Annotated in this window: 11 protein-coding genes and 1 tRNA gene; 9 read left to right on the top strand and 3 right to left on the bottom strand. The window is 46.1% G+C overall.

Annotation, left to right across the window (positions count from 1 at the left end; translation table 11 throughout):
* The first annotated feature begins 292 nt into the window (after positions 1 to 292).
* Positions 293 to 883, top strand: coding sequence for a DUF3109 family protein (locus ADIS_RS10350; RefSeq protein WP_010854430.1), 591 nt, complete (start codon positions 293 to 295; stop codon positions 881 to 883).
* A gap of 47 nt (positions 884 to 930) precedes the next feature.
* Here the strand turns inward: ADIS_RS10350 and ADIS_RS10345 are convergent, their stop codons facing one another.
* Both ADIS_RS10345 and ADIS_RS10340 read right to left on the bottom strand, forming a co-directional pair.
* Positions 931 to 2,478 (bottom strand): sulfatase, encoded by a 1,548-nt coding sequence (locus ADIS_RS10345; RefSeq protein ID WP_010854429.1) that lies wholly within the window; start codon positions 2,476 to 2,478, stop codon positions 931 to 933.
* Positions 2,479 to 2,507: 29 nt separating this feature from the next.
* A complete protein-coding gene (locus ADIS_RS10340; RefSeq protein ID WP_010854428.1) occupies positions 2,508 to 3,275 on the bottom strand; it encodes a hypothetical protein in 768 nt (255 codons plus the stop codon).
* Positions 3,276 to 3,488: 213 nt separating this feature from the next.
* On the opposite strand from ADIS_RS10340, the gene hsdR reads away from it, so the two are divergent.
* From hsdR to ADIS_RS10305, 6 genes are all read left to right on the top strand, one after another.
* Positions 3,489 to 5,939, top strand: a complete 2,451-nt coding sequence (hsdR, locus tag ADIS_RS10330; protein ID WP_010854425.1) for an EcoAI/FtnUII family type I restriction enzme subunit R — start codon at positions 3,489 to 3,491, stop codon at positions 5,937 to 5,939.
* A complete protein-coding gene (locus ADIS_RS10325; protein ID WP_010854424.1) occupies positions 5,939 to 7,027 on the top strand; it encodes a PDDEXK nuclease domain-containing protein in 1,089 nt (362 codons plus the stop codon). The genes hsdR and ADIS_RS10325 overlap by 1 nt, the downstream gene beginning before the upstream one ends.
* Positions 7,028 to 7,029: 2 nt before the next feature.
* Complete coding sequence (locus ADIS_RS10320; protein ID WP_010854423.1) at positions 7,030 to 8,448, top strand: class I SAM-dependent DNA methyltransferase; 1,419 nt, start codon at positions 7,030 to 7,032, stop codon at positions 8,446 to 8,448.
* Positions 8,445 to 9,953: a restriction endonuclease subunit S gene (locus ADIS_RS22315; protein ID WP_010854422.1), complete on the top strand. Its 1,509-nt coding sequence runs from the start codon at positions 8,445 to 8,447 to the stop codon at positions 9,951 to 9,953. The genes ADIS_RS10320 and ADIS_RS22315 overlap by 4 nt, the downstream gene beginning before the upstream one ends.
* A gap of 128 nt (positions 9,954 to 10,081) precedes the next feature.
* Positions 10,082 to 11,239: an ImmA/IrrE family metallo-endopeptidase gene (locus tag ADIS_RS10310; RefSeq protein ID WP_010854421.1), complete on the top strand. Its 1,158-nt coding sequence runs from the start codon at positions 10,082 to 10,084 to the stop codon at positions 11,237 to 11,239.
* Positions 11,236 to 11,811, top strand: coding sequence for a DUF4411 family protein (locus ADIS_RS10305; protein WP_035805536.1), 576 nt, complete (start codon positions 11,236 to 11,238; stop codon positions 11,809 to 11,811). Before ADIS_RS10310 ends, ADIS_RS10305 begins: the two co-directional genes overlap by 4 nt.
* Positions 11,812 to 12,018: 207 nt before the next feature.
* Here the strand turns inward: ADIS_RS10305 and ADIS_RS10300 are convergent.
* A tRNA-Met gene (locus ADIS_RS10300) sits at positions 12,019 to 12,091 on the bottom strand.
* 421 nt (positions 12,092 to 12,512) lie between these two features.
* Between ADIS_RS10300 and era the strand changes: the two genes are divergently transcribed.
* Complete coding sequence (gene era, locus ADIS_RS10290) at positions 12,513 to 13,406, top strand: GTPase Era (RefSeq protein ID WP_010854418.1); 894 nt, start codon at positions 12,513 to 12,515, stop codon at positions 13,404 to 13,406.
* A 9-nt stretch (positions 13,407 to 13,415) separates the two neighbouring features.
* Positions 13,416 to 14,729, top strand: a complete 1,314-nt coding sequence (der, locus tag ADIS_RS10285) for a ribosome biogenesis GTPase Der (protein ID WP_010854417.1) — start codon at positions 13,416 to 13,418, stop codon at positions 14,727 to 14,729.
* Positions 14,730 to 14,775 lie beyond the last annotated feature (46 nt).

Below are 14,775 nucleotides of genomic sequence, written 5' to 3'. Positions count from 1 at the left end.
AAGATTAAACCTTTTTGGAGCTACGCAGTTCTTAAATCATAAGGCTTAGACAAGCTTTTCTTCATAGTGCTGGGTTAAGCCGCCTCACATTTGTGGGGCGGCTTTTTTTGCCTTGAACTGTACTTAAGCCTGCCCTCGCTATGGATAACGTTCACTCGCTTGAATCCCTTGTCCAACTCGAACCTTGGCAAATGGCGTCGGTGTCATCCAACACCCTTCGATAGTTTAGCAGTAAGGGAAGGCGTAGCGGATGAATTTAATGCGTACCTTTGCAATCCAATAGGTTTACCAGATGATACTAGTAGAAAACGCCGTAATCAGCGACGATATTAAGGAACATTTTTTTGTGTGCGACCTGACCAAATGCAAGGGAGCTTGCTGTGTGGAAGGCGATGCCGGAGCGCCCCTTGAGGAGGAGGAGATACCTGTGCTCGAACAGGAATATGAAAACATCCGCCCCTTTTTATCTGAGGAGGGCAAGGAAGCGATCCGTAAGCAGGGGGTGTGGGCCATCGATCAGGAAGGGGAAAAGGGCACCACCACCATCGGCAATAACGGGGCCTGTGCGTTTTCTTTGACGGATGAAAAAGGTGTATTGAGCTGCGGAATAGAGCAGGCCTACCTGGCAGGCAAGACCACCTTTCGCAAGCCCATAAGCTGCCATTTGTATCCCATACGGGTGAAAATGTACGATCAGTACGAAGCACTTAACTACGACCGATGGGATATCTGTGATGCCGCCTGTGCCCTTGGTAAGCAGCTCGGTGTCCCCTTGTACCGCTTTCTAAAAGATGCCCTTATCCGAAAATACGGGGAGGAATGGTACGCCCAATTGGTGGAAGAAATTGAAGGGAAGGAATCGTACGGGGAATCCAGCGCGTAACAGAAACCAACTCCGATACATAGATTACTTGTCAGGCAAGGAAGCCTTCAGAATAGCTCGAAATTATCCTTTTTGACCCGACCTTTGGCGTCCACGGTATATCCTTCGGGTTTGCCCTCTTTCCAACGTATATGGGGCACCATCTCGGCGAGTGTTTTTCTATGCTCCTCCACGGTTTCTTTGTTTTCTTTTTTATAGGCGATGTTTTCCCATTCATTGGGATCCGTTTCGTGGTCGTAGAGTTCTTCCAGGTTAATTTCGGGGTAGTAGATATACCGGTACCTCAGGCTTCTAAGTGCATGGCCGCTGACTTCGGCCCGCCCGCCACCGGCAAACTTATAGCTGCTAAGCACGGCGGTAGTTTTGGCAGTGGGGTCGGTCAGCTGTGGCATCAGGCTCCTGCCATCCAAGTGCCCGGGCTGTTCAAATCCCGTTAAATCCACCAAGGTAGGGTACATGTCCATAAGACTTACCGGTTGGTCACATCGGGCCCCTTCGAGTGGCATGCCCGGTACGGAAAACAGCAGCGGCACCCGCGTAGAGCGTTCCCAGAGGGTAAACTTTTCGATGTTGTCTTTTTCGCCCATGTGCATGCCATGGTCAGACCAAAGGACCAGGATAGTATTGTCCCGGTACGACGAATGCTCCAATTCGTCCAGCAAACGCCCCAGCATCGCATCGGAAAAGGTAATCGAGGCGGCGTAGGATTGGATGATTTTTTCCCACTGTTGGTTGTCCAGTACCCATTTCATAATCCAGCGACGGCCATGGTCGAAGGCGTCCTCCAGGTCATCCTCCCTTCTCTCGGGAAGGACGATGTCTTCCAACGGGTACATGTCGAAGTATTTTTGAGGCACCTCCCAGGGGTCATGGGGCTTCCAGGTTCCTACTGCCAAGAAGAAAGGTTTGTCGTGCTGCTGCCTGAGTTGGTGGTTTGCCCAATCGACGACATGGTAGTCGGCCATTTTTTCGTCGGGCACGGGAATGGGTCCCCACGTCCACCATCCACCTCCGGGTCGGTTTTCATTGTCCACGCCTTCCGGGAAGATGACCTCCTCCGGAGCCCGGATCTGGTAGGGATGGGAAATGTAGGGGCTGGGATAGTAGAAATCCCAGTTGGCCGGCTCGACCTGACTCGTTGGGGACCAGGGTGGTGCCTGGCTGTGGTAAATTTTACCGGCACCCAGGGTTTTATAGCCGTTGTTTTTGAAAAACTGCTCCATGGTCTGCACCTCTTTCAGGGCATCAAAATCCCGCCATCGGGGGCCATCGCCCCAATACACATGCTGCGTGCCGGAGCGGGCATGGTGAACTCCCGTCATGATGGCCGCCCGCGCGGGTGCGCAGGCCGGGGCAGGGGTGTGTGCATTGGTGAAAATCATGGATCTGGCGGCCAGTCGGTCCAAATTGGGTGTATGGATCTTCATGCCGGCATGCCCCTCCAAAAAGCCCGCCCAGTCGCTCAAGTCGTCCATGGCGATAAACAGGATGTTCGGCTTCTCTTGTGGATTGTGGGTTGAATGGCTGCATGCCTGCATCAGCAACGCAGCCAAGACGATGAGGATACTGGCGGTGGTTGGGTGAAGTGTTCTCATTAACTTATCGAAAAGGTAATTCTTACTGGTTAGCGGAAATATTCGAAGTGTAGGCGAAAGCTCATCGCCGAGCTGACCGGAGAGAGCTCCCTGGAGGTCATTTGGACCAGATTGCGGTTGCTGTCATAGGCTCGGTTTATTTCCCGGAAACGCTCATTGGTGCTTCCCAAGAAAATCTCCTCCTTGGTGTTTAGTCCACGTTCGTAGGCAAAGCGGGTGATACGAAGCAATGACCCGTCGGCTCTGTAAAGTTCTTCCGTTTCCAGGAGGTCGCCCTGGTAGGTGTATTCGGTGTAGGTTTCCAGCTGATCCCGGTTGTTGAACTTTTCCGCTTTGGCCAGTTTTTGGCCGGTATAGGTAAACTGGGTGTATTCCTTGGAGCCGATCTGGGGATAGTGCACCCGTTCCATGGTTTTCAGGCCTTCGCTGGAGTAAGTATAGGTTTTTGTTTGCAGGTTAATAAAGCCCGAGTGCAGGTTTGCGGCAAAGTGCACTATTTTTTCCAGTTGGCCTTTCGCATCGTACTCATATAGGTCGTAAGAGCCTACTCCGGTAATTTTGCCCTCGTTGTACAAAGGGGAGCTAACCTTGCTGATCCTTGCTTGAGGATCGTACTCGTACTGTGCGGTGATGCCAATTGGCTTCGAGTCACCATCGATATTGTACATGACAGTCTGTTTAAGGCGGGCATTTATGGCGTAGGAAGGCAGTCCATCCTCGGTGGAATTGCATGCCCAAAGGGAGCAGGCAAAGAGGAAAAGCAGGGGTCTGGCAAGTGCAATGTCGGAAAAAATCATGGCATTGGTGGTTGGATGGTTTAGTTACAGTTTGCTCTGAAAGATAGCGTATGTGGGGGGATTTTGCAAGGGGGGTGGTTAGGTTGAAGGACCGTCGACAGTTTGCGGTAGTTGTTAGCAGGCATTTATTGGAAAGTATCTTTCGGCGGTTAGGCGCTAAGTTCGATAGTTTTCTTTATTTTGCGTATGCCGATAACCAAATGTACTTTTTAAATGAGTCAACCGATCTTTTCTGAATCTGATGTAAAGGAGAAGTTTATCACTCCGGCGATTGTCCGTGCCGGCTGGGATGAGCTGAAGCAGATTCGTCGTGAAGTGTTTTTTACCGACGGAAGGATCTATGTCAAGGGAAGAATGACGGCTAGGGGCAAGTGTAAATTTGCCGATTATATCCTCTACTATCAATCCCTGGAAAAGAACATTCCCCTTGCCCTCATTGAGGCAAAGGATAACTCACATACCATTCGGTCGGGTATTCAGCAGGCCTTGGGATATGCCAATACCTTGGATATTCCTTTTGTGTTCAGCAGTAATGGAGAAGGTTTTTTCTTTCACGACAAGACCTCGACAGATGGGAAAATCGAATGGGCACTTGGTCTCAACGACTTCCCAGGCCCTGCCGAGCTATGGGAGAAATATAGGCGATACAAAGGAATCACCTCTCCGGAACAAGAGGCTATCATCACGCAAGACTATTACCAAGACGGTTCGGGCCGATCTCCCCGTTACTACCAGACCATTGCGGTCAATCGTACGATCGAAGCCATCGCAAAAGGCCAAGATAGGATTCTTCTGGTGATGGCCACGGGTACCGGCAAGACGTATACCGCCTTCCAAATTGCCTACCGGCTGTTCAAGTCCAAAGCCAAGCGCAAGATTTTGTTTCTCGCCGATCGTACTGCCCTCGTAGATCAGACGCTCCGTGGAGATTTTCGCCATTTCAAGGATGCCATGACCGTGATAAAAAAGAAAGTGGTCAATGTGGACGGTAAGGAAACCTTGGTGTCGAACAAGAAACGTGGAATCGATTCTGCAGATAAAGCTTTCGATATTTTTCTGGGGCTGTATCAAGGCTTGAGCAATTCCGATCCGGAAATACCCGATGCCTTCAAGGATTTCAGCCCGGATTTCTTTGACCTGATCATTGTGGACGAGTGTCATCGGGGATCGGCAGCGGAAGACAGCAAGTGGCGGCAGATCCTGGATTATTTCAAATCCGCCACCCATATCGGTTTGACTGCCACGCCAAAGGAAACCGCAGATGTTTCCAACCAGCATTATTTTGGAGACCCGATCTATACCTACTCCCTCAAGCAGGGAATTGACGATGGTTTTTTGGCACCGTATAAAGTGATCAAAGTAACCTTAGACGTAGATTCGGAAGGATGGAGACCGCCAAAGGGCTATTTGGACAAAGACGGGAATCCGGTTGAAGACCGGGTCTACAACCGAACGGACTTTGATCGAAATATCATCATCGAGGAACGTAGAAAAAGGGTGGCTGCCAAGGTCTCGGAGTTTTTAAAAGGGAGTAATGTATTTGCCAAAACCATCGTGTTTTGTGTGGATATAGAACACGCGGAAGGTATGCGAACAGCCTTGGCCAATGCCAATCCCGAGCAAGTACGCAAGAATGCCAAGTATGTCATGCAGATCACCGGGGATAATGAAGAAGGAAAGCGGGAACTCGATAATTTCATCAATCCCAGAGAAAGGTATCCCGTCATTGCGACGACGTCCAAACTGATGACTACAGGGGTAGATGCGCAGACCTGCAAGTTGATCGTTTTAGATAGAAACATCGGCTCCATGACAGAATTCAAACAGATCATCGGTCGGGGTACCCGGATCAAAGAAGAATATGGGAAGACCTATTTTACGATCATGGATTTCCGAAACGTTACCCATCTGTTTGCGGATCCGGCATTTGACGGGGATCCGGTGATGATTCGGCAGGTGGATGAGGAGGAAGATTTGAAAGGCATGGATGACGAAGAAACGGAGCTTCCAGAGGGCGGGGAGGATGTGGAGTTTCCGCCGGAGGGAGTTGACGAGCCATGGGATGCGGAAGGACCTATGCCCGAACTACCACTTCCCCAGAAAAAGGTAGAGGTAAATGGCGTGTCCGTACAGATCATCAACGAACGGGTGCAATACCTCGATATCGATGGGAAAATAATCACCGAAAACCTGATCGACTATACCAAAGCGAATATTCTGAGGCGGTTCCAGTCCCTGGAAACCTTTCTTTCCTATTGGAATCAGGCAGATAAAAAAAAGGCTATTCTGGAAGAACTGGAAAACCAAGGCATTTTCTTCGAATCCCTTCAGGAAGAAGTTGGGAGTGAATGGGATCCCTTTGACCTGATTTGTCATGTGGCTTTCGATTCCAAACCGCTCACCCGAAAAGAGCGGGCTGAAAATGTCAAAAAACGAAACTACTTCGCCAAGTATGGCAAAAAAGCCCAAGCCATCCTCCGTAATCTCCTCGACAAGTATGCCGACGAAGGCTTGAAGGATATCGAGAGTACCGAGATTCTAAAGTTGGATCCATTCCGGTCTATCGGTACTCCTTTGGAGTTGATCCGAGCCTTTGGCTCCAAAGAAGATTACGATCGGGCCATCAAGGAACTGGAAGATGAACTCTATAAAACAGGTGCTTGATGGATTTTATAGGACTCGTTGAGCAGATAGATTTTTCCCAACAGGTGCTGCGCAAAAAAGCACTGGAAAGTGTCAACCAACTTTTGGTTATGCGCAATTGGCTGATTGGGTTCCACATCGTGAACTTCGAGCAAATGGGAGCTGATCGTGCTGCCTATGGTGAAAAACTTATTCCCCGATTGGCTCAAGAACTCCGTAAAAGACGAATCAAAGGAATGTCAGAGACCAATCTGAAGCTTTTCAGAATTCTCTATCAGACTTATCCTCAAATCGGTCAGCCGGTGGCTGACTTTTTGGAAGCTTCAGCTATATCAATTCGTCAGCCACTGGCTGACGAATTGATACTTGCAAATACGTCCGCAGATCTAGAGGTCTCTGGCAAAAAGCTGATTACCCATTTCTCTTTTCGCCATTTTACCGAACTGATCAAAATAGCTGATCCCCTCAAGCGGGCTTTTTACGAAAAGGAAGCTATCTCCGGCAACTGGAGTGCAAGGGAACTCAAGCGTCAGATCGATTCCCTGTTTTTGGAGCGATTGGGGATTTCCAACGACAAAGACCAACTCTTAGCCCTACTCAAAGGAAAAACCGAGGAAAACTCCCTCGCTCATACCATCAAAGATCCTTACGTCTTCGAGTTTCTGGGTTTTCCTGAGCTTCCCGCCTACACTGAAAGTGACTTGGAAACGGCCATTTTGGATAAGATTCAGGAGTTTTTGCTGGAAATGGGGACAGGGTTTTGCTTTGAATCAAGGCAAAAACGGATCACTGTAGGCAACGAACACGATCGGGTGGATTTGGTATTCTATCACCGAATCTTGAAGTGCCATGTCCTGATCGATCTGAAAACCAGGGATTTTTCCCATGCGGATGTGGGACAGATGAATTTCTACCTGAATTATTTCAAAGAAAATATGATGCAATCAGGTGATAATCCCCCCGTAGGTATTATTCTTTGCACCCAGAAGGATACCGAAAAAGTGAAATATGCCACCGCAGGACTGGATCAAAAGCTCTTTGTGTCCAACTACCTGATCCAACTTCCCTCTGAGGAAGAATTACTCAAACTGATTAAAGAACGATTTTAATTATGGCCAATGTAGGTGCTGTCGTCAACAGCATACGGAATATCATGCGTCAGGACCGGGGTATCTCCGGCGATGCACAGCGACTCGAACAACTCGGGTGGATGCTCTTTCTAAAAATCATGGATGACAAAGATCAGGAACTTGAAGTCATCAGGGACAAATATGTCTCTGTCATCCCTCCACAGTTTCAATGGAGAAATTGGGCTGCAAATCCCGAAGGAATCACCGGGGACGAACTCCTGAATTTCATCGATCACCCATCCACGGGACTTTTTGTAAGCCTGAGAAACCTGAGCAATGCAGTCCAACCCAAACGTGCGGCGATCGTCAAGGAGGTCTTTGACGGGTCCAATAACTACATGAAGTCGGGCTATGAGATGCGCAAGGTCATCAACAAGCTCAACGAGATCGACTTCAACAACTCCGAGGACAAACACATCTTCGGTAACATCTACGAAAGCATCCTGCAAGAACTCCGGGATGCGGGCAACAAGGGGGAATACTACACGCCCCGTGCAGTGACCCAACTCATGACGCAAATGACCAATCCCAAACTGGGCGAAAAGGTCCTCGATCCGGCTGCCGGTACGGGGGGATTCCTTACCGCAGCCATCGACCATGTACGGGATCATTATGTGAAGACCCTAGAGGACGAGCAAGTCCTCCAAAACAGCATCACCGGCTGGGAACTCAAGCCTGTAGCCTATGTGCTTGGTCTCACCAATCTCATCCTGCACGAGATGGACGTGCCCGACTACCACTACATCGACAGCCTCAAAAAGGAATACAACAGCATTTCCCGAAAAGATGAAGTGGATGTGATTCTGGCCAATCCACCTTTCGGGGCCAGTATCGCCGATGGAGTGGAGACCAACTTTCCGGCTTCCTTCCGCTGCAAGGAATCTGCCGACCTCTTTGTGATTCTGATGCTGCAACTGCTCAAGCCAGTTGGGCGCTGCGCCATCGTCTTGCCGGATGGCTCGATCACGGGTGAGGGAGTGAAGGCCCGTATCCGGGAAAAGCTCCTGACCGATGCCAACCTGCATACCATCATCCGCCTGCCGCAGAGTACTTTTTTCCCGGCCACGGTGAGTACCAACCTGCTCTTTTTCGAAAAAGGCAGCCCGACCAAAGAAATCTGGTACTACGAGCACCGCCTGCCCGAGGGACAAAAAAGCTATTCCAAACTCAAGCCGATTCAGTTTGAGGAATTCCAACCCCTGATTGAGTGGTGGGATAATCGGGTGGAAAACGAAGTGGCCTGGAAGGTGAACGTTGAGGACTTGAAAGGATTCGATTTGGATTTAAAAAATCCATTCAAAAAAGAGGAAGAAGCCACTTATTCCAAGCAGGATCTTATTGGGAAATTGAAAAAAAGCCAAAATAGGATAGCAGAATTATTAACTGAGTTAGGCTCATGAGTTTGAGTTTTAAATTTGTACCCCTGACCTTTCTAAAGGATCAGGATGAAATCAGAAGGCAGATTCGGAATACTGTAATCTTATCTCATTTTTTTGAAAGGAACGATCAAACCATTCCACTAGGCAATTTGATAGAGGGAACTCAATATGGTTATAATGCCTCGGCACTCCAGTCAGGTAAGAATAAATTTCTAAGGATAAGCGATATCACAGATGGAAAAGTGGACTGGGAAACAGTCCCCTTTTGCGATTGCCAAGATGAGGACACCTACCTTTTGTTCAAGGATGATATCTTGATTGCGAGAACTGGAGGGACAACAGGGAAGAGTTTTAAAATTGAGAGTGCTCCTGAAGGTGCTATTTATGCTGGTTACTTGATTAGGATCAGAGCTAACCAAAATTCGCTTCCTGATTTTTTGGAGGTATTTCTCAACAGCTATTCGTATTGGTCACAGATTGTTTCTTTGAATGAGGGAGAGTTTCGACCGAGTGTAAATGCAAATAAGCTGAAAGACCTTCTATTGCCAGTCTGTTCTCCAGATGAACAATCAGATATTGTCCAATTGTCCAAGGGCGATAAAGTTTATGGATATGAAGAACTCGCTCTCAGAATTGATAAGGCAATTAAGGAATATGAATCAAGCATTGAGCTCATTTCCTTGATTGAATCTCAAAAGGAAGTAGTATCCCAACTCAAGCAGTCCATCCTTCAAGAAGCCATTCAGGGTAAATTGACCGAGGATTGGCGGGATCTTCGACAGGCACAGCAACCGCCCTTGGAACCAGCCAGCGAACTGCTCAAGCGCATCCAAGCAGAAAAAGCACGATTGATCAAGGAGAAAAAGATCAAGAAAGAAAAGCCATTACCTCCCATTACCGATTCCGAAAAGCCTTTTGAACTGCCGGAAGGATGGGAGTGGTGTAGATTGGGGGAGATTTGCTCAAAGACAGGCTCAGGAAGTACCCCAAGCGGGGGTAAATCAATTTATCAAAATGAAGGCATTAAATTCATTCGCTCTCAAAATGTGTATGATGATGGGTTAAGGCTTGAGGATGTAGCCTTCATTTCAGAACAAATTCATCAGAAAATGAATGGTACAATTGTTCGTCCCGAAGATTTGCTTTTGAATATTACAGGCGGATCAATTGGCCGATGTTGCATTGTTCCAAAGAGTTTTGACGAAGGAAATATCAACCAGCATGTTGCTATCATTCGTCCCTTTTTTGAATTCATTGGTTATTTCATACATAAGGTGATTTGCTCACCTTATTTCCAAAAACAAATAATTAAGGCCCAAACTGGGGCAGGCAGAGAAGGTTTGCCTAAAAATAAGATGGATAATATTCTGATTGGCTTGCCTGAGGAAGAAGAACAAAAAGCCATTGTCGAGAAAGTGGATAGCCTGATGAAAAAGTGTCGGGCCTTGGAGGAGGAAATCAGTCAAAGCGAGCAGCACGCCCAAATGCTGATGCAGGCGGTGCTGAAGGAGGCTTTTGAGGGCTAAGAATTAAAAACGGGTGGAGCTCTTTGTGGCTGTGCAATACCTATTAGGCGTAAGTTTAGAAAGACACCCAAATCAAGAAAAGGAACGTTTAAAATTGTAAATTTGCCAAACTAGCAAATAAGGAATTCTTGAAAGTAGAACAAAACATATCAAGACTTAAATACCTGCTGACATTGTACAAAATGACAGCAGAAGATTTGTTATTGGTCATTAGTGAAGGACTTACAAAACCTCTAACCAAAGATGATATTTTATCTGATGAGATAAATGTCAATCATTTAAAGAGAATAGACAAGGTGTTTAACAAAGGGCTACACTACTATCTAGACCCAAAATCACCAGAGGTTTCAAAAGATGCCAGTATTTTCTTCAGGAAAAACAAATTTGGGACGGATCTTAATATTGGAGCTAAAAAGATTGTAAACCAATTTGAAGAGTTTAAAATATCGCTTTCAGCTATTTCAAAATTAGCTGAGATAAATATTGACAGGCCTTTGCCAGTCTTTTCTGTACAAGACGACCCTAAAGCTATTGCGGTTAAAATCAGGAAAGAATTATATCCTGGTTTTAATCCGATCCCAAAGGAATTCTTACGTGCATTGATTTCAAAATTTGCTGAAAAAAATATTTTGGTTTTCGAGTTTGTAGAAACTTGGAATAAAAAAGAGAAAGCAAATATTGACGGCTTTTTTCTTGCCCCAAATGTAATTGTTCTAAAAAGACAGCAATCTTCTTTCAGGAGAGAAATTTTCACACTGATTCACGAATTAGGACACTATTTGCTTAACGAAGAAGAAATTGAAGAAATTGATATTTCAAGCTTCGCAAACAATAAACTTTCAGCTATTGAAAGATGGTGCAATGACTTTGCATATTATTTTTTAGTAGGTGAATACAATAGAGCATTTGAACAAATCGATAAAGCGGACGGAACGAATGACTATTATTTTGAATTGATTGAAAGTATTTCAAATCAGACACATCTAAGCCAAATTGCATTATTTACTAAACTTTTATTTGAGAGAAAAATTTCTCAAAACAACTACAACACAATAAAAGCTGACTTTGATGAGCAATACCGACTGCGTCAAGAAGAAGAGAAAAAACAAAGAGAGCTTGACAAATTACTTGGTATTCAAAAAGGTGGGTCAACGCCCAAACCTATTAACTCGCCATTGCTCATATCAACCATTCAGACAGCTTTTTATGAAGGAGTAGTAAACGAATACGATGTTTGTAAAACTCTGAATATTTCACCCGATAAACTAGAGAAGTATTTGCAATGAAAGTAGTAATCGACACAAATTCGCTCTTGTCGTTGGTTCGTTACTACTTACCATTTGACAAAAAAGGAGTTCTCTTTGAATTTATTAAATCAAAAATCGAGAGCGGTGATATAATAATAATTGACAAGGTCTTTGAAGAATGCACATATAATTCAAGAGGACTTGTTCTAAAAAAATTGCAATACTTAACTGACAAGACATTTTTGAAAGCTGCAAAAGTCCCTTATAAAACTGACAGCTTACTTGTTCCAAATACTAAACAATTTTTCCATCTCTTGAACAATAATTTTGTAAATCAAATCGTCAAAAAGGCTAGAAATTTCACAGAAGTAGAATTTGAAAGTGAGAAAACACGCTTCATTGAAAGTGCAGACATGAAGCAAGTGATTTTATCTCTCAACCTTAAAGCCAAAGGTGAACGTGTGGTTTTAGTAACAGAAGAAACAGAAAGTAATAACGACAATAAATTATTCAAAAAGATACCAACAATCTGCAAGGAATTAGAAATTGGAACGATGACTTTACCGGAATTAATAGCAAAATATGACGGTATCGACATTGACTTCCAATAGAAAACCTACGCAGAACAGGTGTTATCTCAGTGGCGAGTGAGGTGGTAAATTGAATATTCTGTCTTGCATCTACTTTTTTGGTGTATTAACAGTTTTGATCTCAGAAATCCGCCATTGCGCTTGTGCACTGTGTTGTGACTAATATATGAGCCCTCCAGAGAATTGATAAAAAACAAAAAAGGATACCGTTTCCAGTATCCTTCGTAGTAGCGGGAACAGGACTCGAACCTGTGACCTTCGGGTTATGAGCCCGACGAGCTACCAACTGCTCCATCCCGCGATATATCTTTCACTTTACATTTTCACTTCCTTTAGACTCGAGCCAGTGTCCACCGCGGCGGATATCAGCCCGACGATCTGCCGTGGCAGATCCATCCCGCGATATGTCTTTAATCCGATTTATCGCCTTTCTAGTGTGGTGTCATCAGTAACGTTTTACTGAAATCGTGGTACAAAAGTAGATGTTATTTTGGTTAAATGCAAGCGACTGCTGGAATTATATTTGGAACAAAGGGAGTGTTTGTATTGCTTTTTGCTGATCGTGAGGGGTTTGGGAGGGGTCTTGTTTTTTGCATGTTTTTGGGTATTTTTTTCGATAGCCCAAAAATATTCGCCTAATTAACCAAACTTTCTTTGGTATAATATCGGGGTTTTGCGGCTTCACGGAAAAAAACAAGTACCTTTGCAAAAAAATTATTGTCATGACCGAAAACACACACAAAGCGGGTTTTGTCAACATCATAGGTAAGCCCAATGTGGGCAAATCCACGCTCATGAACGTGCTCATAGGTGAAAGACTTTCGATTATCTCCTCCAAGGCGCAGACGACCCGGCACCGCATCATGGGCATCATCAACGACGACCACTACCAGGTCGTTTTTTCCGATACCCCTGGGATGTTGAAGCCCAAGTACGAGCTGCACAAAAACATGATGAGCTTTGTGCACATGTCGCTGGAGGATGCCGATGTGATCCTTTTCGTAACCGATCTATTTGAAACCGACGCGGAAATAGAAGACGTACTGGAAAAGATCAACGACTCCGGGATACCGGTGCTATTGGTAGTCAACAAAATCGACTTGAACAAGGAAAACCAGCTGGATGAGGTCACGGCCTACTGGACCCAGCGGTTGAGAACGGACGCTGTAATACCCATTTCTGCGACCGAGTCCTTTAACACCGAGCGTATTTTGCAGGAGATTCTGGATCGTTTGCCTGTGCACGAGCCCTTTTACGACAAGGATGAACTGACTACTCGGCCAGAGCGGTTTTTTGCCTCGGAGATTATCCGCGAGAAAATATTCCTAAACTACAAAAAGGAGATTCCCTATAGTTCTGAAGTGGCCATCGAGGATTTTCTGGAAGAAAGCAAGATCATCCGCATCCGGGCGGTCATCTATGTGGAGCGAAACAGCCAAAAGGGGATCGTGATCGGAGAAGGCGGCAAGGCACTCAAACGGGTAGGCACGCAGGCGAGGGAAGAAATGGAACGTTTTTTTGGCAAAAAGGTGTTTCTCGAAACCTTCGTGAAGGTGGAGGAAGACTGGCGGAAAAACAAAAATAAATTAAAGCGATTTGGTTACGACCAACAATAGCATACAACAATGGCAAATATAGTGGCAATAGTAGGTAGACCCAATGTAGGGAAATCTACTTTTTTCAATAGATTGGTAGAGGAACGTAAAGCCATCGAGGACAACCTTAGTGGTGTCACTCGAGACAGGCATTACGGGCATGCCCAGTGGGGCGGAAAGTTCTTTTCCGTAATCGATACCGGCGGATACGTTACCGGATCGGACGATATTTTTGAGAGGGAGATACGCAAACAGGTAAAGCTGGCGATTGATGAGGCGTCAGTCATCCTATTTGTGGTCGACTGCCTGGATGGGCTTACCGATTTGGACAAGGAGTTTGCGGACGAACTGCGGGGAAGCAAAAAGCCCGTCTACCTGGTGGCCAACAAAGCAGACGACATGGACAAGCTGTTAATGGCCAACGAATTCTATGCCCTTGGGGTAGGCCATGAGCAGGTGTTTCCCATTGCGGCAGTAAATGGCAGTGGAATTGGAGATCTGCTGGACGAGGTCGTCCGCAACTTTGCCGATACAGGCGACGAGGACCCCGACTTTGGCGTGCCAAAGATCGCAGTGCTGGGGCGTCCCAATGTGGGCAAGTCTTCGTTTCTTAATGCGCTGCTGGGCACCGAGCGCTCCATCGTGACCGACGAAGCGGGAACCACCAGGGATGCCATCCATACCCGGTACAAGCTGTACGGGAAGGATTTCATCATTACCGACACGGCAGGTATCCGGAAGAAGGCCAAAGTAAAAGAAGATATCGAGTTTTATTCCGTGATGCGTTCGCTGCGAACCTTGGAGGATTCCGATGTGGTGGTCATCATGGTAGACGCGACCAGGGGGCTGGAGGCGCAGGATGTCAATCTGATTTCCCTGGCCATCAAAAACAACAAGGGAATCATGATCATGGTAAACAAGTGGGACCTGATCGAAAAGGACCATAAAACCATGCAGGCCTTTAAAGACGAGATGATGGAAAAACTCGGGGAAAACAAGTGGATACCCATTATCTTCATTTCAGCGCTCACCAAGCAGCGGATTTTCCAGGCAATTGAATTGGCAAACGAAGTGTTTGAAAACAAAACCGGCAAGGTAGCTACCTCCAAGCTAAATGAGCTGATACTGCCGGAGATCGAAAAATATCCGCCTCCTGCCGTCAAAGGGAAGTATATCAAAATCAAGTATATCACGCAGCTGCCTACCAAAAACCCGGTATTTGCGTTTTTCTGTAACCTGCCCCAGTACATCAAGTCGCCCTATACCCGTTTTCTGGAAAACCGGATCCGGGAAAATTTCGATTTTCAGGGGGTTCCCATAAAAATTGTGTACAAGAAAAAGTAATTGCCTGAAGGAAGCATCCTCCTACTATACCCTAAAGCCATCCGTA

The sequence above is a fragment of the Lunatimonas lonarensis genome (assembly GCF_000390185.1).
Lineage (GTDB): Bacteria > Bacteroidota > Bacteroidia > Cytophagales > Cyclobacteriaceae > Lunatimonas > Lunatimonas lonarensis.
This window is presented reverse-complemented; position numbering and strand designations above follow the sequence as displayed.